A 22,323-nucleotide genomic window follows, 5' to 3' on the forward strand; every position below is an offset into this window, starting at 1 on the left:
CGGCTAGCAGATGACTAGCCGATTTTTTGTGTCTTCATTTAAAAATTCCTATGACAAATATGAGCAGTAAGATACAATAAAGTGAAATAGATAGTTGAGGTGAAATCATGCAAAACAAACTTCATAATATAGATGCGCATATCATGGATTGGTTAAAACATCTCGATGATGTTATTCCCAATTTGATAACAGATATGATTACTGACACTAAAATAAATCGATTTGATTTAGTTACAAATGTAGATAAACAACTTCAAAATAAATTTGAAGCGTATTTAGCTGAACACTTTCCAAGTCACCAATTATTAGGTGAAGAAAAAGATAATAGCATGATTCGGCCATATGAAGGGCATTTATGGATTATGGATCCAATTGACGGTACAGCTAATTTAGTAAAACAGCAAGAAGACTATTGTATTATCATCGCATATTTTGTTGATGGCGAACCTAAACTTTCTTATATATATGATTATCCTCACGATAAATTATATAAAGCAATAGCGGGTGAAGGTGCATTTGTTAATGGGCAACAATTGGTGGCACCTAATGACTTAAAATTGCAAGACGCTATTATCTCTTTTGGGACTCAATATATAAATGATGATACAAGCAAAGCATTATACGATGCTTCGTTCAGTGTGAGAAATATTGGTTCATGTGGTTTAGATTCAGTAAGAGTGATTAAAGGACAATTTGGTGCTCACATTAATACAAACCCAAAGCCATGGGACATTGCAGCGCAATTTTTATTTGCGAAAGAATTAAATTTGAAAATGACTCAATTAAATGGCGAACCGTTAGACTTTGCTAAGAGTGGCCCATTCATTATTAGTAATCACGGATGTTACAAAGATATACTAGCTATTATTAATCGAAATGGCGGGTATCATATTTAATAATATTGATAGCTGTTTTATGAAAAGTTACTTCTTAAGTCGTATAGAAAGTTAATCATTTTAATATATAATAATTATATTAATTCATAAAACAGAATAGGAGTGGTAGGATGCGTAGAACGCATAGACGAATGAGCCTGCCCGTTAAAATAATTACATGGTTTATAGGAATATTAGTTGTTTTAGCAATAGTTGCGTCAATTTTTGTAGTAGCTAGTATTTTTATTACAAGTGGTAAGATTCATAATCCTTTAAACAGACAATATTCAGAATTGAGATCGAAAAATGTAAGTTTGTCAAATGGTGATCCATTTACTATTGCATTATTTGGTGTAGACTCAAATGCTCAACGTAAAAGTGAGAATGACGGTGAAAGAAGTGACACAATTATGCTTCTTTCTATTAACCCTAAGAAACAAAATACAGAAATTGTAAGTGTACCTCGTGATACACAAGCTGAAATTGTAGGTAAAGGCACGACTGAGAAGATTAATCATGCATATGCTTATGGTGGACCAACGATGGCTGTTAAATCATTAGAAAAATTAATGAATGTTCCTATTGATCATTATGGGACAGTTGATATGGATGGGTTACATGATATGATTGATGCTTTGGGCGGTGTGAATGTTACTAGTAATGATACTTTCACCACTAAAGGAACTAAATTTGTAAAAGGTCAATCAACTCATGTGGATGGAGATACTGCAATGGCCTTCATACGTAGTCGTAAAGAGGAAGGTGCTGGAGGAGATTTTGGCCGTCAAGAACGACAACAACTTATCCTTCAAGCAATGGCTAATAAGATGACAAGTACTTCGGCGCTCACGCATTTTCCATCATTAATTAATCAGATCCAGAAAAATGTTAAAACCGATTTAACATTGAGTGACATGAATGATATTAGAATGAATTATAAAAATGCTAATACAACTGTAAACCGACATCAATTAGAAGGTCAGGGTGGTATTCAAGACGATGGATTGTGGTATTTCATACCTAATGACGATTCAAAGCAAAGTGCCACAGAAATATTGAATAATAATTTACAAAATTAAATTTTTAATGCAATAGACGTTTTTACTTTAGCTGTTATTACTAGGATTTTTATAGAGGTAGGACAATGAGAGAGAAATCATTTCAGTCCTATCTCTATTTTTATTTTTTTAAATTGTATCTGAATTTAAGTTAGTTTTTTTACATTTGAAAAACAATGTATATTTAATTCTTTTAAAATTGCAAAAATTCATGAAACGCTTAACATTTAATGAAATAAGTAATACAATTAATGTAATTCTATGTTCAATATATGTGGGGTATTGAAATGGAATAGTTAAGTAGCCAAAGTCATTTTACGGAAAATTTATATAGATGGGGTGGAAAGTATGCAAGAACATTTAATCGTCACGCTTGATGGCACTGATTATCTTGTAGAACCTGGAACAAGTTTACTCGAGTTTATAAAATCTCGTGATACTTTCGTACCTTCAATTTGTTATAACGAATCAATGGGACCAATTCAAACATGTGATACATGTATGGTTGAAATTGATGGCAAAATTGAACGTGCGTGTAGTACTGTTGTAGATCGACCCATGACAGTTAATACTCAGAATAATGATGTTAAAGCTAGCCAAAAGGAAGCTTTAGATCGCATTTTAGAAAAACATATGCTGTATTGTACAGTATGTGATTACAATAACGGTGATTGTGAAATACATAACGCTATGGACGCATGGGGATTAGAAGAACAATCATACGAATACAAAACGAAACCATATGAAAAAGACTATGGTCCATTCTATCGATATGACCCAGACCAATGTATTCTGTGTGGTCGTTGTGTAGAAGCGTGTCAGGATATCGAAGTAAATGAAACAATTTCAATTGATTGGAATCGTGAGCATCCTAGAGTTATCTGGGATAATGATGTTCCTATTAATGAATCATCATGTGTATCGTGTGGACAATGTGCAACTGTATGTCCTTGTAATGCCATGATGGAAGTGAATATGGAAGGTAATGCTGGTTACATGACAGATACTGAACCAGGTTCACTTGCTGCAATGATTGATTTAACTAAAAAGGCTGAACCAGGTGATGGATTACTATTTGCAGTTTCTGATTCAGAAGCGGAAATGCGTAAAGAACGCATTAAGAAAACGAAAACAGTTTGTACATATTGTGGTGTAGGTTGTTCATTTGATGTATGGACTAAAGACAGAGAAGTGCTAAAAGTTCAACCATCACATGATTCTCCAGCAAACAAAATTGCTACATGTGTTAAAGGTAAATTCTCTTGGGGTCACATTAACTCAGACCAACGTTTAAAGAAACCTCTAGTTAGAAAAGATGGAGAATTCCATGAAGTTGAATGGGATGAAGCTTTAGATGTTATTGAAACTAACTTTAAGCGAATCAAAAATGAATATGGTGGCGATCATTTAGCATTTATCGCATCTTCTAAAGGTACTAATGAAGAATCATATTTAATGCAAAAACTTTCACGACAAGTCTTTGGATCTAACAACGTTGATAACTGTTCAAGATATTGCCAAGCACCAGCAACGAAAGGTCTATTTAGAACTGTTGGTCACGGTGGTGACTCTGGTTCAATTGAAGACCTTGAGAGAGCTGCTATGACTGTTCTAATCGGTACAAATACAGCTGAAGCGCATCCAGTTATTGCATCTAGAATGAAACGTGCACAAAAGTTATTCGGACAAAAGATGCATGTATTCGATATTAGAAAACATGAAATGGCTGAGCGTGCAGATGCATTCTATCAACCTAAGCCAGGAACTGATTTAGTTTGGTTAGGTGCAGCTACTAAATATATCATTGACAACGATTTACACGATAAAGCTTTCTTGAATGATTGGGTTGATAATTATGAAGATTACTATAAATCATTAGAATTGTTCACTATGGATTTTGCAGAAGAAACAACAGGTATTCCTAAAGAACAAATCATTAGCTTTGCAGAAGAAGCTGCAAAAGCTGAATCAATGTCAATTTGTTGGGCAATGGGTGTTACACAACAAGACATCGGTAGTGATACAAGTACAGCTATCTCAAACTTATTGCTCGTGACAGGTAACTATAGAAAACCAGGTTCAGGTGCTTATCCATTACGTGGTCACAATAATGTACAAGGCGCAAGTGATATGGGAAGTATGCCAGATCAATTCCCAGGTTATCAAAAAGTAGCTGATGATGAAGTGAGAGCAAAATTTGAAAAAGAATATGGTGTAGAATTAAATCCAACACCTGGACGCGATAATCACCAAATGATGGAAGGTATCCATAATGGAGATATTCAGTCATTATACTTATACGGTGAAGATACAGGTATTGTTGATTCTAATATTAATTTTGTTCAATCTGCATTAGAAAAAGTAGACTTCTTAGTTGTTCAAGATGAGTTCCTAACTTTCACAGCAACATATGCAGATGTCGTCTTACCAGCTAGTCCATCATTAGAAAAAGATGGTACATTCACGAATACAGAACGCCGAATTCAACGTATTAATAAAGCATTACAACCGCTAGGCGATTCTAAACCAGACTGGGAAATCTTCCAATTAATCGCACAACGCATGGGCGCAGATTGGAATTACAAACATCCAAGTGAAATCATGGATGAAATTGCACGATTAACACCATCATATTCAGGTGTAAATTATGAACGATTACAAGGTTTCAATAGTCTTCAATGGCCTGTAGCACCAGATGGTACAGACCAGCCAACATTATATATGGATGGCTTTAACTTTGAAAATGGTCGTGCTAAGTTATTCCCATTAACATTTGACAATTTCTTTAAAGAAGATGAAGTTTATGACCTGCATGTAAATAATGGTCGTTTACTAGAGCATTTCCATGAAGGTAATATGACTTATCAAACTGAAATGATTAAGTATAAAGTGCCAAATGCATTTGTAGAAATTTCTCCAGAGCTAGCTAAAGATCGTGATATTCATGAAGGCGCAGAATTACGATTGATTTCAGAAACGGGTGAAGCAACATTAATTGCAACTGTAACTGATCGAGTTAAAGGCAGAGAAATTTATATTCCTTTAAATAATGATGCTATGTCAAATGGTGATTTAGGTGCTATCAATAAATTAACTAATAGTGATGTAGATAAATATACAGATACACCATCTTATAAACGAACTAGTTGTCGCATGGAAGTATTGACTCGTAAAGGTAAATCACCATTAAATCCAACAAACTTCCGTGTCGATAAAAAACGTAACCCGCAATATAGTGTCCAAGTACAGAAAAAATGGGAACGTCCCGACTATGTTTTCCCAGGAAATGTGGTGGATAAATAATGGCTGAAAGAATAACTAAAATTAAACGTTTAGAGAAATCAGAAGAACAAATTAAAATCGAGAGTATCAATGAAGTAACAGATGCTATTGCAGAAAATAAAGATAGTATTTTAAAAGCAATACGTTTAGTAAAAGCATTAGATGAAGCTAAAATTCTTGATTTAATGAACGGTGGCATTAGAGGACGTCAAGTCATAATCAATAAATTTATGACAGAACTTAACAAAGATTTATATGCGGGTCTAATTACAAATTTAGCACCAATGGTCTTTATGTTAGGTGAGCTTAATGTTCAAGAGTTAAGCCAATTCTTAAATAAATTAAATAAAGGATTGCACGTTGCAAATCAAGCAAATCCTAATGCTAAAACAAGTATTCGTAGTCTAATGGGCGTACTCAAAGACGATGATATGAATCGTAGCTTAACTTATATGCTCAATTTACTTAAAGGGATGTCTAGAGAAGATAAATAATACATTAATGTATAAAAAGATTGGTACAAATTAAATAATCAAAGGCTACAAAGTAAATATGCAGTAGATGACTGAATTGAGAAGGCACTTATACTAAACTTACTTAGTTCAAGTCATCCTTAGGGGTGGGATAATGAATTCAAATCGAATTCTGTCTCGCTCCTTTCTTTCATTATTTAATAAGATTTATAAGTACTTTCTACATAAATTATGGTAAGGTGTAGTATATATTATTACTAAAGAAGGGGTGAGAACAATTCATCCAAACGCGATTAAAATTATGACAGTTATTTCTAATGTCTTTATTGTTTTAGGAATTATTTTTTTAATTATGATGCAAATGGTGTTAGCGATTTCAATGTTCGCTGTGTCATTAGCAATTAGTTTAGTTATATTTAACGTGCTTTTTCGAGATCGAACTGGCATGAAGATAGTCATCAACATATCATTTGCTATAGTCTTAATTGTTATTATAAGTACTTATTTTTATTTATCTTAAATAGCTATAAAGGATTGTCATCTACATGAAGCAATTAAACCATTTGCGTTTACCATTCATACTGTTGCTTATTATTATCATTGTCTTCATAGTATTATTAATAATTAAGCACTCAGAACTGTTGGACAATGATCGCAACTATAGCTTTCAAGAAGCAATTCAGAAGCAAACAGATTCGAGTGTATTGAATACAGTAGACAGTGATGGTGAGTTTGTAAATGCAAATAGCCGAGAAATAGAGAGGGCAATGCGCATTACTCGAGACGATAATAAGTTAAAATACATGGATATTTCACAACAAGTTCCTATGTCAAAACAAGAAGTCAAAAAGATGTTAAAAGGAAATGGTATTCTTGAAAATCAAGCTGATGCTTTTATAGAGGCTCAAGACAAATATCAAGTCAATATTATTTATTTAATAAGCCATGCACGTGTGGAGACTGCTAATGGTAACTCTAAACTTGCCAGTGGTATTAAAGAAGGTAACAATCGTTATTACAACTTTTTTGGAGTCGGTGCTTTCGATGAAAATGCTATTCATACAGGTAAGAGTTACGCTAAGGAAGCATCATGGACTTCACCACGAAAAGCGATACTTGGTGGAGCTAAATTTATTAGAACGAATTATTTTGATAATGATCAAATTACGCTGTATCAAATGAGGTGGAATCCTAAAAGTCCAGGCCAACATCAGTATGCAAGCGATATTTTATGGGCAGATAAAATCGCAAAGTATATGCAAGCATATTATGACCAATTTGGTATAAAAAAAGATGATGTACGTAAGAACTTCTATGCCTTCTAAACTGATTGGATAATAGAGTGATATACAATATAAGTTGCAACTGCAACATACTGTTAAGATAAAATTTAGGTGAATTTAATATTGAGGTGTAAATAAATGAAAATTGCAATAATAGGTGCAGGTATAGGTGGTTTAACCGCTGGCGCACTTCTTTCAGAAAAAGGACATGACGTTTCTATATTTGAAAGACAATCAAATATAAGTGAAGTTGGTGCAGGTATAGGAATTGGTGATAATGTTATCAAGAAATTAGGTAAACATGACCTAGCTAAAGGAATTAAAAATGCTGGCCAGAACTTATCTGCAATGAATGTACTAGATGATAAAGGAAATATTTTGTCTGCAGTAAAATTAAAAGAGGCTACGTTGAATGTAACATTAGCGCGACAAACTTTGATTGAATTGATACAATCTTATGTTAATCCTCAATGCATTTATACAGACCATGATGTTATTAAGGTTGAAAACGTTGAACAACATACGATGGTTCACTTTTCAAATCATGCAAGTCAAAGTTTTGATTTATGTATAGGTGCGGACGGGCTTCATTCTGTTGTCAGACAAGCTATTCATCCGAATGCGAAGATACTTTATCAAGGGTATACGTGTTTTCGTGGCTTAGTGGATGATGCTGATCTACATAACATTGATATTGCTAGTGAATATTGGGGTAAACGAGGTCGAGTAGGGATAGTGCCACTTATTAACAACCAAGCTTATTGGTTTATCACAATTAATGCGTCTGAAAAAGATCCCAAATATCAATCGTTTGAAAAACCACATCTACAAGCATATTTTAATAATTATCCTGAACCAGTACGACAAATTTTAGATAAGCAAAGTGAAACAGGTATTCTGAAGCATGATTTATATGATATGAAACCACTCAAATCATTTGTAAATCGACGTATTCTATTGTTAGGGGATGCAGCGCATGCAACGACGCCTAATATGGGTCAAGGTGCTGGACAAGCTATGGAAGATGCGATTGTACTAGTTAATTGTTTAGAAGAATATGATTTAGAAAAAGCATTAAAACGTTATGATAAATTAAGAGTTAAACATACTACAAAAGTTATCAAACGCTCAAGAAAAATTGGTAAAATAGCGCAAAAAGATAAAACATTTGCTATTTCATTACGTAATAGTGTTATGAAACGAACACCTAAACGTTTGTTAAGTGGACAAACTAAATTCCTGTATAAAGCGAAGCATAAATAAAATAAGACGGATACTGAAGACTAATTAAGCATATAAGTTAATGATTAATATGCTTCGTAGTCTCTTTCAGTTTCCGTCTTATTTACATTATAAATTATTTATTAACTATAAACTGTGGATTTTCGCCATTTAACTTTTTAATCGTATCATTTGCGACGATTTTAGACATCATATCTCTTGCTTCATAAGTTGCGTTACCAATATGAGGTGTGATAACTACATTATCTAGTGATTTCAAACCTTCTGTAATTTCAGGTTCAAATTCATATACATCTAATGCGGCACCTTCAATTTCTTTGTCTTCTAAAGCTTTTACTAAAGCTTCTTCATTAACTATTGGACCGCGACCTGCATTAATTAAATAGGCTGTAGATTTCATCAGTTTAAATTGTTCGGTATCAATCATGTGATGTAAATCAGGATTATAAGCAGCATTGATTGTGATGAAGTCAGCATTTTCAAGTAAGGTATTTAGATCTACATATTTTGCACCAATTTCACGTTCTTTTTCTTTCTTTTGGTGAGGACCAGTATATAAGATATCCATATCAAAACCTTTAGCACGCTTAGCTACTGCACTACCAATTTCACCTAAACCGATTATGCCAATCGTTTTGCCAGACACTTCACGACCTCTAAAGAATAAAGGTGCCCATCCATCAAAACCTTGTGTTCGAGATAATTTATCTCCTTCAACTATGCGACGCGCAACTGCTAAAACGAGTCCGAAAGTTAATTCAGCAGTTGAGGCTGTTGATGCTTTAGGTGTATTTGTTACATCAATATCTTTTTCACGTGCATATTTAACATCCACATTATTAAAGCCAGCACCATAGTTTGCAATGATTTTAAGGTTACTTGCACTATCAATCACTTCCTGATCAACATTCGTAGATAGAATGCTTATAAGCGCAGAAGCATCTTTGACACCTTCCATTAGTGTTTCTTTATCAATAATGCCTTCACCTTCATACATTTCTACTTCAAAGTGTTCTTTAAGTAAATTTAATCCTACTTCTGGAATTGCACCTGCTATATAAACTTTTACCATTAAGCTCACTCCTTATCAATAATCTCTCTTTAAGTATAATAAAAGGAGAAAACGTATACAAATGTAATTCATACAATTTTATTAAATCATTTTAAGGCCGATTACAGAGAAGAGTATCAAGAAAATAAAAATGATACGGCTAAAATGTGTTGATTCTTTGTAAAATAACATTCCTACAATAGCTCCTCCAGCTGTGCCAATACCAGTCCATATAGCATATGCTGTTCCCATTGGAATTGTTGTCATAGCTAATTTTAATACACTAAAACTAAAAATAAACGTAATTGCCATTAAAACAATATAAAATTTTTGTTTTGAGCGTGCATATTGGTTTAACCATATGACACCAAGTACCTCTAATAATCCTGCAATGAATAAATATAGCCATGACATATTACATTCCTCCCTTAGGTGAGTCATACGTTGACAGTTTAAGTCCAATAATGCCAACTAATAACAGAAGCAGTAATACAACTTTCATTTTTGTAAAGGGTTCTCCAAAGAAAAGCATATCTGCAATAACTGTACCAGCAGCTCCTATTCCCACAAATACTGCATAAACTGTACCGACTGGAAGTTGTTTAGAGGCGGAAATCATCAAGTAGAAGCTTAGTGCAATAAAAACTAATGTAAATAACCAAGTTGCAAAATTATGGGCATTATTTAATCCAATTACCCAAATAACTTCAATAATGCCAGCTAAGATGACTTTAAGCCATTGCATACCTTCACACTCCTTATAAAATAAAGACTAATATGCTTATTCTCTCAAAGCGTTACCTTTAATTCAATTTGTAAAACTTAAAAAGGACTTGGGAGTGGACAGAAATAATATTTTCTCAAAATTTATTTCGTTGTATCCCCAGCTTGCTTAGCTTGTAGAATTTCTTTAGGAAATTCTCTTTGCTGGGGTCCCGCCTACCAGGCAAGGATGACTAGGTTTGAAAAAAGCTTGATTCAAGCGCATTTTCAAATCAGTCAGCTACTGACAAAATGATAAAGTAGGCTGAGACATTTTATATTGTCCCAGCCTCTAGTCCTACATGAATGATTAGAATTGAGAAAGCTTGATTTAAAGCGACTTCTCAATCATTTAGATACTGTGAATTTACAATGCAGCTCTATAGTATAATGTTATCCTATATTTATGATTAGCATCATTTAAGCTTTATTTAAAATTATGATAAATGGATGTAGTTATAAGAACTAGCTTGGCTAGCTGAAATTGTACGTGTATCTTTCACATATGGTCCACCAGAATAATTCATTTCAGAAACAGTTACTGAACCATCGCTACCAACACTTTCTACATACGCAACATGTCCATAAGAACCTTCAGATGTTTGAAGAATTGAACCTTTTTCTGGAGTATTATTTACAGTGTACCCAGCTGCTGATGCTGCACTCGCCCAGTTATTAGCATTTCCCCAAGTACTACCGATTTTACCACCAACTCTGTCATATACATACCAAGTACATTGGCCGGCTGTGTATAAATTACCTGATGTAGAAGATGTAGTTTGAGTTGAAGAAGTAGTTGTAGAAGAACTACTAGATGACGAACTTCCATCTGATGTTGTTGAAGTTGTAGTGCTTTGATTATAATTGAAAGATTGTTGTTTAAATTGAGGTTGTTGATAATCTTGTCCTTGTTGATGACTAAATTGCATATTTTGACCATGTGGACCTTGTTGTCCGAATTGATTATGTTGTGGTGCTGGATTGTGAATATATTCTGCAGCATCTGCATGGTTAGCATTTAATCCTAATGCTGATACACCAATGCCTGCTGTTAAAGTTGAAATTGTAATAATTTTTTTCATAGTAAAAAGTCCTCCCAAAATTTGTATTCAACAATAGGTTAAAAATAGCGATATGTTGAATAGACTTTGAATTTGTATTTTTTTTGTCGCTCCCAACGACAAGTCATACTTTATCAGATTCTATTAGCACTGTGTGCAATGTTACGATTTCGTAAATGAAATACAAAAACCTTGAACAACTCCGTAATAAAGAGTAGTTCAAGGTTACGTACTGTAATATAGCTTGAATTATGCATGTATACTACATTAATCTTATATTTAGTTAGTGTTAACAAATGATTATTGTTACAACCTTTTGTAATATTAGATGCTGTACAACTTATTTGAAGAAACGAATTGATAAAGGCACTACATACTCTTTTCCACCAAAATATTTAACGCATGCAACGATATGAAAAACTACATATAGGATAGTAAGTATAATTAATAGTAATGAAAGAACAAATAATAATATTGTAGCGATAATGATCGCTGCTTCATTATTAACTATATATATGAAAAATACAGGTACCATACATATACCAACAACAAAGTTCCAAATTAAATAAGAAATAAGCATGTTGAAGTAATTCTTTCCAGCTTTATCAACTAATCGTGATTCATTACGCTTGATAGCCCAAATAATAATTGGACCTATTACAGAAGTGAAGAACCCCAATAGGAAAATTAACATAGACATTAATCGGGCATCATCTTCATTATCTCTCTTTACCGTAGAGTCTTGTGATTGATCATAATAATCCGACATAATAATACTCCTCTCAATTAAAAAGTTATGTTTCATAATTAATATAACAAAGTTACTTAAAAAAGATTAGTTAATTTTAAAATTAATATAAATAATTGAGTTGTGTTTAATTTTTGAAAAATAGGATATAGTTTAGCGTTGTATAAAAATGGATTACTAATGATATTAGTAAAACTCATTATTAGGATTTGGCATTAGCTGACTGAATAGAAATAATGTTGATTTAATATATATTTTTATTCTAGCCAACTTTGCCCGGGAGCGGGACTTAAATATGATCATTTTAATAAATGGTTGTATTTGAGGATATAAAGAAATCTATTTACATTTATTAGATTTCTAACCTGCTCCCTTTATTTTTTAAATGAAAAGCAGAGACGCTGATTTGATTAAGAAAGGAAGTTATAACTATGAAAATAGCGGTAGTAGGATCAGGTAACGGTGCAGTTACAGCAGCAGTAGATATGGTAAATCAAGGACATGATGTGAAATTATATTGTCGAAATTCATCCATTAAAAAATTTAATAACGCATTAGAAAAGGGTGGATTTGATTTTAATAATGAAGGTACAGAATCATTTGTACCATTTACAGACATAAGTGATGACATTGAATATGTATTGAAAGATGCTGAGATAATTCAAGTTATCATTCCATCATCATATATTGAATACTATGCGGAAATTATGGCTGAGCATGTAACAAGTGATCAACTTATTTTCTTCAATATTGCAGCTGCCATGGCGTCAATTCGATTTATTAACGTACTTGAAGATAAACATATTGAGGTAGAGCCGAAGTTTGCTGAAGCTAATACACTTACTTACGGTACGCGCGTTGACTTTGAAAATGCACGAGTAGACTTATCATTGAATGTACGTAAAGTATTCTTTTCTACATATAATAAGAAGGAACTTAGTGATAGCTTTGAAAAAGTAAGTCAAATATATCCGTATCTTGTTAAAGAAGAAAATCTATGGAAGACAAATTTAGAAAACGGAAACCCAGAGGTTCATCCTGGTCCAACATTATTAAATGTAGGAAGAATTGATTATGCTGATTCATTTGCCCTCTATAAAGAAGGTATTACGAAGCACACAGTAAGATTATTACATGCAATTGAGTTGGAACGTTTAACACTAGGGCGTAAATTAGGATTTGAACTTTTAACAGCCAAAGAAGCACGTATTCAAAGAGGCTATTTAGAACGTAAAGACGAAGATGAACCATTAAATCGTTTGTTTAATACAAGTCCTGTGTTTTCTCAAATACCAGGGCCTAATTCAGTACAAAATCGTTATTTAACTGAAGATATTGCATATGGACTAGTACTATGGTCAAGTTTAGGGCGTGCAATTGATGTTGAAACGCCTAATATAGATGCTGTTATTATGATTGCATCAACAATTTTAGAACGTGACTTTTTCGATGAAGGTCTAAAAGTAGAAGAACTTGGTTTAGAAAAACTTGGTTTAGAATAATTGACAAATTTAGATTACTAAAAATGAATCTTTAATTAATATTCTATTTATGATTAAATGCACATCTAACTATGAAAAGAGGTAATTAACTAAAAAGAAAAGAGGAATGTGTATGAAAAGACAGCCATCATTTTTGGAAGCAATATCTACAATTATCGTTATGGTTATTGTCGTGACAATAGGCTTTATAAAATTTAATATTCCCATGCAGGTACTGTTACTCATATCATCTGCATATGCATCTTTGATAGCTTGGCGAGTAGGCTTAAAATGGAAAGATTTAGAAGAGGGAATTACACGAAGATTAACGACGGCTATGCCTGCAATATTAATTATACTAGCTGTAGGTATAATAGTTGGAAGTTGGATGTATTCTGGAACTGTTCCAGCTTTAATATACTACGGTCTAAAGTTTTTAAATCCACATTACTTTTTAGTTTCTGCCTTTTTAATATCGGCTATTTGTAGTTTAGCTACTGGGACAGCCTGGGGATCAGCTTCAACAGCTGGTATTGCGTTGATATCAATTGCGCATCAGTTGAATATCGATATGGGTATGGCAGCAGGTGCTATTATTGCAGGTGCGGTCTTTGGTGATAAAATGTCACCATTATCAGATACAACTAACTTAGCTGCTTTAGTAACTAAGGTAAATATCTTTTCTCATATCAGATCAATGATGTGGACAACGATACCTGCTTCAATTATTGGACTAATAGTTTGGTTCTTTGCAGGATTAACTTCAAAAGGGTCAGTGAATACGAAACAAATTAATAAGTTATTGAATGAACTTGATGGTATCTATAATATAAATATTTGGGTGTGGGTGCCGTTATTAGTCATAATCATATGTTTAGTTTGTAACGTATCTACTGTACCATCTATGTTAGCATCAAGTTTAAGTGCAGTTATTATTGGAACATTAAATAATCATTTTAATATAGTTGATGGTTTTAAAGCTATGTTTAATGGATTTACACCTGCGATGACTGGACATTCTAATCTTTCTACCAATGCAACATCGCTATTAGAACAAGGTGGAATGATGAGTATGACGGAGATACTAGTGACAATATTTTGTGGGTATGCATTTGCAGGTATTGTTGAAGTATCGGGATGTTTAGATGTCATGTTAAAAACGGTTTCTAAAGGTATACATTCAGTAGGAACGCTTATCTTAATAACAGTCATTTGCTGTTTAATGTTAGTATTTGCAGCTGGTGTAGCATCTATAGTAATTATTATGGTGGGTGTCTTAATGAAAGACATGTTTGTTAGTAGGAATTTAGATAAATCAAATTTATCAAGAACTTTAGAAGATTCAAGTACGATGGTGTTGCCGTTAATACCATGGGGAACTTCAGGCATATACTACACGCAACAACTTGGAGTATCAGTAGATCAATTCTTTATTTGGACAGTTCCATGTTACTTGTGTGCAGTATTAGCAATTATTTACGGCTTTACTGGAATTGGTATTCGAAAATTAGATAACAAAAGTTATGTAAAAAATTCGTAAAAATATGTTTAATCATTTGTGAAAAGGGTGTATTTAAGTATGTTAAAACGTTACATAGATATTTTTGTAGCGAGAATTGGATCCATGAACGATGGACAAACGAATTTATTATCAACAATTATGTAGTAATAGATATAACAAATCAAGAAAGAATGAATTTGTTCGAAATAGATTAAGATTGGAAAGTATTGATTATTACTTTCCAATCTTTTTTGTTTTTAATTATACGGCAGGATGCTATTTATATCTCATAATAAGATTTTTAAACTAGTGGAGATGCATGTTGTTTAATGTATATATCTTTGAGTCTGAAAGTAAGCGCAAAAAAGCGATCCAAAAATGGATCGCTTTTATACTTATTAATAAAATTAGTGAATGTAGTTATATGAAGCAGCTTGGCTAGCTGAAATAGTACGTGAAGTAACAACACCAGCACCGTGACCATAGTTCATTTCTGATACTGTAACTGAACCGTCACTACCAACACTTTCAACGTATGCTACGTGACCATATGCACCTTGTGAAGTTTGTAAAATAGCACCAGCTGATGGTGAATTGTTTACTGTGTAACCTGAAGCAGCTGCAGCGCTTGCCCAGTTATTAGCATTTCCCCAAGTTGAACCGATTTTACCGCCAACTCTATCAAATACATAATATGTACATTGACCAGCAGTATATAAGTTACTACCTGAACTTGAAGTTTTTGAAATTGAAACGCCAGTTGATTGTGATGATGGAGCAGTAGTTGTAGTTACTTTAATGTTACGATCTGAAGTTGAGTAACTAGCACCTAAACCACCAGTTTGTTGATTATTTGCACTATATGATTGAGTGTTATTACTGTAGTTGTTGTAGTTATTATAGTTATTGTAATTATATGAATAGTTGTTGTATGAATGATTAGATTGACTAGAGTGATTTACTTGATTTGGGCTCCAGTTACCTTTCCAAGTGTAATGATAGTTACCTTGTTGGTCGATAGTGTAAGAGTAGCTGTATGAAGTTGGATCATTTGGGTTATATCCTTGTTCTGCTGCATGTGCCTCATGACCATGTCCAGCGATAGCGATAGTTGCAACTCCTGCAGTAGCGATTGTAGCTGTAGCGATTTTTTTCATTGTAAAATTTCCTCCTGAGAATTAAATTAATATTTTATATTTAATAGTCATTTGATGACCCTTGAGTCCAGTTTGTAATAAGTTTCTTAACGACAAGACATACTTTATCAGAAAAAAATCATTTTGTGTGCGTTGTTATCATTTTGTAATTTTTTGCTAATAAATAGTGTTGAGTTAAATACAATAAGAAATTTTTTGTAATATTAAAAAACGTTGTCATAACAGTGTTTAAAAAAATATATGAAAAAGATACTCATTTTCTTGTAACATTTTTGTAAAGTAACAGCAAAAATTAATTTGATATAAAATTAATAGAATTCATTATTTTTGTATTGTTTTAAAATTATATATATACAAAAGATCTATTAATTAAATTGTATTATTACTCTGAAATGCTATAAAAGAAGCTCTTATTGGGGATTATTCATAAAAACATTATAAAAAAATATACAAAAACATTTATATAAGATAATAAAATGATATAATTGGTTAAAAGTTTGCTACTGCTAATACCGAAATAAAACATACAATTATATATGAAGATAGGCATTCAAAAAAAGCGTTTAATTAGAAAATCGTTATTAATGCAGCAATAGTTATTAGCGTTATGGGGGATAATTTATTATTTCTGTTTATGTCATATCTTTATATATTATAAAGTGAAAGGACGTTCGTATGATTGATAACTTTTCGGTAAAGCTTTTAAAAAATATAAAGATAAGTAGTCAAAAGGAATCAAATATTAAATTAATCTATTGGCTAAAGGGGTCAGGGAGAGTAATTTTAAATTTAAAGAATTTTCAAATGAAAGAGAGAGATTTATTATTTGTAATGTTAAATGATATTTACTCGATTGAGAATGAGGATGGAGCAATTATCGCTAGTATTGAAATAGCATTCAAAGATTATTTGAAATATGCTGATGATTATATTAAGTCTAATGGATATAAATTTCCTTCTATTGAAAGAAAACAATTAGAACCCTTTATTTTAAATTTACTTGATTTTGAAAGTAGTAAGTCAGATAAATTACAAATAAAAGATAAGTTGGTAAAACACTTATGTGTAGAATTAGGATACTTGCAGAGAAATCAACGCACTCATTACAAATTAGATAATGCCTTAGTTGACAAAGTACATGAGTATATTATTAAACATCACAGTAATAAGATAAGTCGCCAAGATATGGCTAATGCACTCAATATGTCAGCCAAGGAACTTAGTAAAGTCATCAAGTATCACACGCCTTATCATAATATTACACAATATATTAATGATGTTAGATTAAAATTATGTTTGATAGACATTTTAAAAAGTAATCATTTAATACAAGATATTGCATATAAGCATGGATTCAACCATTTTCCACATTTCATTGCTTTATTTAATAAAAAATACGGCACCACACCTGGTCAAATCAGAACTAAGAATCAATCGCATCAATATCAATCATTTAATCAATCAGAAATACCATTAGATGAAGAAACACAATTATTAATTGCTGAAGCAAAAGATAATTACAGTTCAACCGAATAATAATAGATATAAGTCAAACATGATGATTGAGTACAAGTAAACACGACCTTTCAATTGATAAATTATAAAGATAATGTTGTTTATTTAAGAAATCAAGTCAATGTCTATCTTTAATAGATTGGGTAAATATAGAGTTATATATTCAATAGTTTCAAATGCAGTTTTAAAATATGGGGCTATGTTTAGAGAATTTGTTATCAAATTAGCATGGAAACTCTTAACCGTCCAATCCTGAAATAGTGTTATGAGGTGATAGCTATGATGAATAAAAATAAGCTAGAAACATTATTATTTTATCTTGTTTTTATGAAAGCGGTAGGTGAGGTGCTAAAGTATAGTTACCAATTAAAATTTGAGCAATTAAAAACATTGTATGAAATCATTAAATATTTTCATGTTCATCATCAAGGCGTTTATATAGATGAGTTAATCACTTATCAAACCATTTCAAAAAGACAATTACGACATCATTTAGAGCATTTATATCATTTAGGATGGATCACTAAATTGCGTGATGATAATGACCAAAGACGTATATTATTTCTCCCATCCAATAGCTGTCAAGATAAACTGAACATTATGTTTATGGAAGTTAGTGAAATGATAAAAGGGAAGAATTTTGACTATTTAATAGAAACAACAGCCCACTATAATCAATTAGGGCATGTTATAACCATTTTTGACGCACTTTACAAAGTTCGAAATATAGCAAAGGAGTCTAATTTGAGTTTGGATGAATTGTTTTTATTAGGTAAGTTACTATCTAGTCGACAAGTTATTTCATTAAAAGAAATTCAGTCAATGTCATATCGATATTTAATATGTATGAACGTGGTTATTAATGATCTTTATCAAAAAGGATATTTAGAAAAGTATCGTAATTCAATAGATGAACGTATTGTAAATGTAAAATTTATTGAATCACGAGCATATGAAACAAATAAATTATTTATTAGATGTTACAATAAGTTTCAAGAGGAAATGAAGTACAATAAAATATCATAATATGTAAGGAGAATGAATTCATGATTCTAGATAATGTGAATCCCAACGATTTGTTTCCAACAGAGTCAAAAGGCCCTTCAGTATTAGGTGTCATTGAGTATAATGTTCAAGGCCAAAGTGAATTTGAAGGAGCATTTATTGCCACTTCTGAAAGATTAATTATGAATGTAGATATGAATGGTCAATTCTATTATAGAAATATCCCATATAATGAAATAGAAGAAATACATTTTAATGGCACAGGTATTTTGTTTACTTTTAATATTGGAAAAGTACCAATGAAACAAATCAAAACTAAAGACGTTAAAGCATTCGTTGATTATGTGGAGTCTAAAATTAAATAATCAAAAAGTTGAATAAAACCTAAAATACGCTACTATGATTCTAAAGGAAACAACGCTTGTTATAGTTATATTATTATTACTATTAGATGAGGCTAAAAACATGTGAGTCTGTAACATAAATAATATAATGTTGCTATTTTGCAAATTCGCAGTAGTTGACTGAGATGAGAAGACGCTTAAATCATGCTTTCCTCAGTTCTGGTCATTCTTGTAGGGTTGGGACGACGAATTTTTATAAAGAATTCTGTCTCAGTCCTCTTTTTTATCTCCAAATGAATACCTATAGTGACTAATTGATTATATATAATTTAATTGATGTAACTTGTTATTGATAATTAATATCATTTGAATTTCATAAAAATATTGAAATATTATACATAAATGTTATAAAATAATTTTTATAGCATAAGAAATGTTTGGTAAGTAATAAATAGTAGACATGAACCTTGTAGCAACAAGACGTACATCAGAGGAGTGGTTTAGAATATGGGACAAATTAAAGACATCAATGATTTAGTTAACGCAACATTTCAAGTTAAAAAGTTCTTCAAAGATACTAAAAAGAAATATAATTTAAATTATGAAGAGGTTTATATTTTAAATTATATTGCGAGAAGTAAAACGAATGAAATAACTTCAAAGGAAATTGCAACGTATTCAGAGTTTAAACCTTATTACTTAACTAAAGCATTACAGAAGTTAAAAGATTTACAGTTACTTTCAAAAAAACGTAGCATACAAGATGAAAGAATAGTTATTGTTTATGTAACAGATGAACAACGAGACAAAATTAATAAACTGATTGCTGAATTAGAGAAGTACATTAAGTAATCAACGTTTATTCATAAAAGACTTAAGTTTTGAGAGATTTAATCTCATTGACTTAAGTCTTTTTGTGTTTATAATCCCTTAAGTGGTTAACTTTCAATTTGTAATGTCGAGTGATAAACTAGGTTTAAATAATAATGACAATGAACAGGTGATATAATTGATCGATTCAGTTCTGATTAATACAGATATTCAAAAGAAATGGATAAAAAAATTTCAATCAATAGAAGAGACGTTTAAAGCAAGAGCAACAGAGAATGATAAACAGTCTAGGTTCCCTTATGAGAATATTGAATGGCTAGTTAAAGAAGGTTATAGCTTACTAACGCTACCTGTAGAATATGGTGGAGAAGGTGCCACTATTGAAGATATGGTTGTTTTGCAAACATATTTAGGTGCTATTGACGGTGCAACAGCATTATCTATTGGTTGGCATTTAAGTGTTATAGGTCAAATATATGAACAAACGATGTGGAAGCAGGACATGCTTAATCGCTTTGCAAAAGATATCGAAAATGGAGCTCTTGTTAATCGAGCGGTAAGTGAAGCGGATACAGGGAGCCCAACTCGTGGAGGCAGACCTGCGACACATGCAGTAAAACAAGATGACGGTTACTTATTAAATGGTGTTAAAACGTTTACATCAATGAGTAAAGCATTGACCCATTATATTGTAGCTGCATATGTAGATGATTTACAGGAAGTAGGTTTCTTCTTAGTACCAAGAGAATTTGATGGTGTAGAAATTGCAGATAATTGGAATATGGTAGGTATGAGAGCTACAGAAAGTCACGATTTAGTATTGAATGATGTATGGATACCTAAAGACTTTTTCGTAGAGTCAAAAAGAAAGCCACAACCGAATGGCTGGATATTACATATTCCAAGTACATATTTAGGAATTGCACAGGCGGCAAGAAATTATGCCATAGACTTTGCGACGAGTTATGGTCCAAATAGTATAGAAGGAACTATTAGTCATTTACCAACTGTACAACAAAACATTGGGAAAATGGAGTCTTTACTATTATCAGCACGTCACTTTTTATGGAGTACCGCAAAAGGATATAATTATTCAGAAAATCAACCACACTTATGGAATGAAACATCTGCTAGTAAAGTGCTAGTGATGAACCAAGGGTTAAAAGTTGTTGATTTAGCGATGAGAATTGTTGGTGCAAAAAGTCTGGAAATGGATCGTCCGTTACAACGCTATTATCGAGATATGAGGGCTGGATTACACAATCCACCAATGGAAGATGCAGCATACACTAATATAGCGAAATCTTTATGTAATTTATTTTAAGAGTCTAATAACTATAGATTTTAGGAAGTGGGACAGAAATAATATTTTCTCAAAATTTATTTCGTTGTATCCCCAACTTGCTTAGCTTGTAGAATTTTTTTAGGAAATTCTCTTTGCTGGGGCCCCGAACCCCAACTTGTTTAGCTTGTAGAGTTTCTTTAGGAAATTCTCTTTGTTGGGGCCCCGCCTACCAGGCAAGGATGACTAGGTTTGAAAAAAGCTTGATTCAAGCGCATTTTCAAATCAGTCAGCTACTGACAAAATGATAAAGTAGGCTGAGACATTTTATTTTGTCTCAGCCTCTTTTTAATTTCACAAATTATTAAAATTTTTATTGTAAATAAAGAGGTAGTAGGATATAATTTTTGATGAAATTGATAATCGTTTTCAATAGGAGGATGTTATGAAAAAGTTAATTTTACCTTTACTTGTTCTAATCATCGTTTTAGCTGCATGTGGTAATAATGGTGGTTCAGGTAAATCCGATTCAAAAGAAGAAACAAAATCATATAAATTAGATAGTGGGAAAACTATAAAAATCCCTAAAGATCCAAAACGTATTGCGGTAGTAGCACCTACTTTTGCGGGTGGTTTACATAAATTAGGCGCAAATATTGTTGCAGTAAATAATCAAGTTGATCAAAGTCCAATTTTAAAAAATAAATTTAAAGACACGACTAAAATTGGTGAAGCTGACGTTGAGAAAGTTGCTAAGAAAAAACCTGATTTAATTATTGTTTACTCTACTGATAAAAATATTAAAAAATATCAAAAAATTGCCCCAACAATTGTAGTTGATTATGGAAAACATAAATATTTAGAACAACAAGAAATGCTAGGTAAGATTATGGGTAAAGAAGACGAAGTTAAAAAATGGGAAGACAAATGGAAGAAACAAACTGAAAAAGATGGAAAAGAAATCAAAGATGCAATTGGTAAAGATTCAACAGTTTCTATCTTAGATGAATTTGATAAAAAAGTTTACACTTACGGCGACAACTGGGGTCGTGGTGGCGAAGTATTATATCAAGCCTTTGATTTAAAAATGCCTAAAGGCCAACAAGATTTAGTTAAGAAAGAAGGTTGGGCTGAAGTAAGCCAAGAAAAAATTGAAGACGTAGCTGGTGATTATATCGTATCAACTGGTGAAGGTAAATCTAAACCAAGTTATGAAACAACTAATATATGGAAAAATTTACCTGCAGTGAAAAATAATAACGTTATTGAAGTTAAAGCTGAAACATACTGGTATAATGACCCTTATACGCTTGACTTTATGAGAAAAGATTTAAAAGACAAGTTACTTAAAGCTAGTAAATAATAAAATATA

General features: G+C 32.0%; 21 protein-coding genes. 15 read left to right on the forward strand and 6 right to left on the reverse strand.

Annotated elements, in window-relative coordinates; genetic code table 11:
- Nucleotides 1-104 precede the first annotated feature (104 nt).
- From BB045_RS06250 to BB045_RS06280, 7 genes are all read left to right on the forward strand, one after another.
- Entirely contained in the window at nucleotides 105-896 is a 792-nt protein-coding gene (locus tag BB045_RS06250; RefSeq protein ID WP_370591711.1) for an inositol monophosphatase family protein, read from the forward strand.
- A gap of 110 nt (nucleotides 897-1,006) precedes the next feature.
- Entirely contained in the window at nucleotides 1,007-1,954 is a 948-nt protein-coding gene (locus BB045_RS06255) for an LCP family glycopolymer transferase (protein ID WP_037558626.1), read from the forward strand.
- A 327-nt stretch (nucleotides 1,955-2,281) separates the two neighbouring features.
- Nucleotides 2,282-5,236, forward strand: a complete 2,955-nt coding sequence (fdhF, locus tag BB045_RS06260) for a formate dehydrogenase subunit alpha (protein ID WP_070678560.1) — start codon at nucleotides 2,282-2,284, stop codon at nucleotides 5,234-5,236.
- Nucleotides 5,236-5,709, forward strand: a complete 474-nt coding sequence (locus BB045_RS06265) for a helical membrane plugin domain-containing protein (RefSeq protein ID WP_037535920.1) — start codon at nucleotides 5,236-5,238, stop codon at nucleotides 5,707-5,709. The genes fdhF and BB045_RS06265 overlap by 1 nt, the downstream gene beginning before the upstream one ends.
- Nucleotides 5,710-5,989: 280 nt before the next feature.
- Complete coding sequence (locus BB045_RS06270; protein WP_037549895.1) at nucleotides 5,990-6,208, forward strand: hypothetical protein; 219 nt, start codon at nucleotides 5,990-5,992, stop codon at nucleotides 6,206-6,208.
- Nucleotides 6,209-6,233: 25 nt separating this feature from the next.
- On the forward strand, nucleotides 6,234-7,013 hold the full coding sequence (locus BB045_RS06275; RefSeq protein WP_070582015.1) for an N-acetylglucosaminidase: 780 nt from the start codon (nucleotides 6,234-6,236) through the stop codon (nucleotides 7,011-7,013).
- Nucleotides 7,014-7,109: 96 nt separating this feature from the next.
- A complete protein-coding gene (locus BB045_RS06280; RefSeq protein WP_070582016.1) occupies nucleotides 7,110-8,234 on the forward strand; it encodes an FAD-dependent monooxygenase in 1,125 nt (374 codons plus the stop codon).
- A 94-nt stretch (nucleotides 8,235-8,328) separates the two neighbouring features.
- On the opposite strand, the gene BB045_RS06285 is transcribed toward BB045_RS06280, so the two are convergent.
- From BB045_RS06285 to BB045_RS06310, 5 genes are all read right to left on the reverse strand, one after another.
- Nucleotides 8,329-9,285 carry a 2-hydroxyacid dehydrogenase family protein gene (locus BB045_RS06285; RefSeq protein ID WP_070582017.1) on the reverse strand — a complete coding sequence of 319 codons (957 nt, stop codon included), beginning with the start codon at nucleotides 9,283-9,285 and terminating at the stop codon, nucleotides 8,329-8,331.
- Between the two features lie 81 nt (nucleotides 9,286-9,366).
- Nucleotides 9,367-9,678 (reverse strand): DMT family transporter, encoded by a 312-nt coding sequence (locus tag BB045_RS06290; protein ID WP_070582018.1) that lies wholly within the window; start codon nucleotides 9,676-9,678, stop codon nucleotides 9,367-9,369.
- 1 nt (nucleotide 9,679) lies between these two features.
- On the reverse strand, nucleotides 9,680-10,009 hold the full coding sequence (locus BB045_RS06295) for a DMT family transporter (RefSeq protein ID WP_037549865.1): 330 nt from the start codon (nucleotides 10,007-10,009) through the stop codon (nucleotides 9,680-9,682).
- A 454-nt stretch (nucleotides 10,010-10,463) separates the two neighbouring features.
- Nucleotides 10,464-11,108, reverse strand: coding sequence for a CHAP domain-containing protein (locus tag BB045_RS06305; protein ID WP_070582019.1), 645 nt, complete (start codon nucleotides 11,106-11,108; stop codon nucleotides 10,464-10,466).
- Between the two features lie 319 nt (nucleotides 11,109-11,427).
- On the reverse strand, nucleotides 11,428-11,856 hold the full coding sequence (locus BB045_RS06310; RefSeq protein ID WP_070582020.1) for a DUF4870 domain-containing protein: 429 nt from the start codon (nucleotides 11,854-11,856) through the stop codon (nucleotides 11,428-11,430).
- Between the two features lie 410 nt (nucleotides 11,857-12,266).
- Here BB045_RS06310 and BB045_RS06315 point away from each other — a divergent pair, with 410 nt between their 5' ends.
- Nucleotides 12,267-13,337 carry an NAD/NADP-dependent octopine/nopaline dehydrogenase family protein gene (locus BB045_RS06315; RefSeq protein WP_053025490.1) on the forward strand — a complete coding sequence of 357 codons (1,071 nt, stop codon included), beginning with the start codon at nucleotides 12,267-12,269 and terminating at the stop codon, nucleotides 13,335-13,337.
- A gap of 112 nt (nucleotides 13,338-13,449) precedes the next feature.
- On the forward strand, nucleotides 13,450-14,856 hold the full coding sequence (nhaC, locus tag BB045_RS06320) for a Na+/H+ antiporter NhaC (RefSeq protein WP_070582021.1): 1,407 nt from the start codon (nucleotides 13,450-13,452) through the stop codon (nucleotides 14,854-14,856).
- Between the two features lie 368 nt (nucleotides 14,857-15,224).
- Here nhaC and BB045_RS06325 read toward each other — a convergent pair whose 3' ends face one another.
- Nucleotides 15,225-15,974: a CHAP domain-containing protein gene (locus BB045_RS06325; protein WP_075140599.1), complete on the reverse strand. Its 750-nt coding sequence runs from the start codon at nucleotides 15,972-15,974 to the stop codon at nucleotides 15,225-15,227.
- A gap of 804 nt (nucleotides 15,975-16,778) precedes the next feature.
- On the opposite strand from BB045_RS06325, the gene BB045_RS06330 reads away from it, so the two are divergent.
- From BB045_RS06330 to BB045_RS06360, 6 genes are all read left to right on the forward strand, one after another.
- Nucleotides 16,779-17,510 (forward strand): helix-turn-helix transcriptional regulator, encoded by a 732-nt coding sequence (locus tag BB045_RS06330; RefSeq protein WP_240565864.1) that lies wholly within the window; start codon nucleotides 16,779-16,781, stop codon nucleotides 17,508-17,510.
- Between the two features lie 258 nt (nucleotides 17,511-17,768).
- The gene (locus BB045_RS06335) at nucleotides 17,769-18,515 is read left to right on the forward strand and encodes a transcriptional regulator, SarA/Rot family (protein ID WP_256327013.1); all 747 of its coding nucleotides are present in this window, start codon (nucleotides 17,769-17,771) and stop codon (nucleotides 18,513-18,515) included.
- A gap of 20 nt (nucleotides 18,516-18,535) precedes the next feature.
- Complete coding sequence (locus BB045_RS06340) at nucleotides 18,536-18,859, forward strand: PH domain-containing protein (RefSeq protein ID WP_037549846.1); 324 nt, start codon at nucleotides 18,536-18,538, stop codon at nucleotides 18,857-18,859.
- A 486-nt stretch (nucleotides 18,860-19,345) separates the two neighbouring features.
- On the forward strand, nucleotides 19,346-19,690 hold the full coding sequence (locus BB045_RS06345) for a transcriptional regulator, SarA/Rot family (protein ID WP_037549844.1): 345 nt from the start codon (nucleotides 19,346-19,348) through the stop codon (nucleotides 19,688-19,690).
- A gap of 160 nt (nucleotides 19,691-19,850) precedes the next feature.
- Nucleotides 19,851-20,993, forward strand: a complete 1,143-nt coding sequence (locus BB045_RS06350) for an acyl-CoA dehydrogenase family protein (RefSeq protein WP_176745726.1) — start codon at nucleotides 19,851-19,853, stop codon at nucleotides 20,991-20,993.
- 403 nt (nucleotides 20,994-21,396) lie between these two features.
- Complete coding sequence (locus tag BB045_RS06360) at nucleotides 21,397-22,314, forward strand: ABC transporter substrate-binding protein (RefSeq protein WP_070581217.1); 918 nt, start codon at nucleotides 21,397-21,399, stop codon at nucleotides 22,312-22,314.
- Nucleotides 22,315-22,323: the final 9 nt, after the last annotated feature.

Origin of the sequence: Staphylococcus sp. MB377 (assembly GCF_001922505.1) — a bacterium.
Taxonomy (GTDB): Bacteria; Bacillota; Bacilli; order Staphylococcales; family Staphylococcaceae; genus Staphylococcus; species Staphylococcus haemolyticus.

Bases quoted from the DNA above. Each gene is read 5' to 3' on its own strand.
- BB045_RS06335 (WP_256327013.1), top strand. From the start codon at position 17,769: ATGATGAATAAAAATAAGCTAGAAACATTATTATTTTATCTTGTTTTT.
- BB045_RS06345 (WP_037549844.1), top strand. From the start codon at position 19,346: ATGGGACAAATTAAAGACATCAATGATTTAGTTAACGCAACATTTCAA.
- BB045_RS06340 (WP_037549846.1), top strand. From the start codon at position 18,536: ATGATTCTAGATAATGTGAATCCCAACGATTTGTTTCCAACAGAGTCA.
- BB045_RS06315 (WP_053025490.1), top strand. From the start codon at position 12,267: ATGAAAATAGCGGTAGTAGGATCAGGTAACGGTGCAGTTACAGCAGCA.
- BB045_RS06255 (WP_037558626.1), top strand. From the start codon at position 1,007: ATGCGTAGAACGCATAGACGAATGAGCCTGCCCGTTAAAATAATTACA.
- BB045_RS06325 (WP_075140599.1), bottom strand. From the start codon at position 15,974: ATGAAAAAAATCGCTACAGCTACAATCGCTACTGCAGGAGTTGCAACT.
- BB045_RS06275 (WP_070582015.1), top strand. From the start codon at position 6,234: ATGAAGCAATTAAACCATTTGCGTTTACCATTCATACTGTTGCTTATT.
- BB045_RS06265 (WP_037535920.1), top strand. From the start codon at position 5,236: ATGGCTGAAAGAATAACTAAAATTAAACGTTTAGAGAAATCAGAAGAA.
- BB045_RS06280 (WP_070582016.1), top strand. From the start codon at position 7,110: ATGAAAATTGCAATAATAGGTGCAGGTATAGGTGGTTTAACCGCTGGC.
- BB045_RS06285 (WP_070582017.1), bottom strand. From the start codon at position 9,285: ATGGTAAAAGTTTATATAGCAGGTGCAATTCCAGAAGTAGGATTAAAT.
- BB045_RS06360 (WP_070581217.1), top strand. From the start codon at position 21,397: ATGAAAAAGTTAATTTTACCTTTACTTGTTCTAATCATCGTTTTAGCT.
- BB045_RS06330 (WP_240565864.1), top strand. From the start codon at position 16,779: ATGAAAGAGAGAGATTTATTATTTGTAATGTTAAATGATATTTACTCG.
- BB045_RS06290 (WP_070582018.1), bottom strand. From the start codon at position 9,678: ATGTCATGGCTATATTTATTCATTGCAGGATTATTAGAGGTACTTGGT.
- BB045_RS06270 (WP_037549895.1), top strand. From the start codon at position 5,990: ATGACAGTTATTTCTAATGTCTTTATTGTTTTAGGAATTATTTTTTTA.
- fdhF (WP_070678560.1), top strand. From the start codon at position 2,282: ATGCAAGAACATTTAATCGTCACGCTTGATGGCACTGATTATCTTGTA.
- nhaC (WP_070582021.1), top strand. From the start codon at position 13,450: ATGAAAAGACAGCCATCATTTTTGGAAGCAATATCTACAATTATCGTT.
- BB045_RS06310 (WP_070582020.1), bottom strand. From the start codon at position 11,856: ATGTCGGATTATTATGATCAATCACAAGACTCTACGGTAAAGAGAGAT.
- BB045_RS06305 (WP_070582019.1), bottom strand. From the start codon at position 11,108: ATGAAAAAAATTATTACAATTTCAACTTTAACAGCAGGCATTGGTGTA.
- BB045_RS06295 (WP_037549865.1), bottom strand. From the start codon at position 10,009: ATGCAATGGCTTAAAGTCATCTTAGCTGGCATTATTGAAGTTATTTGG.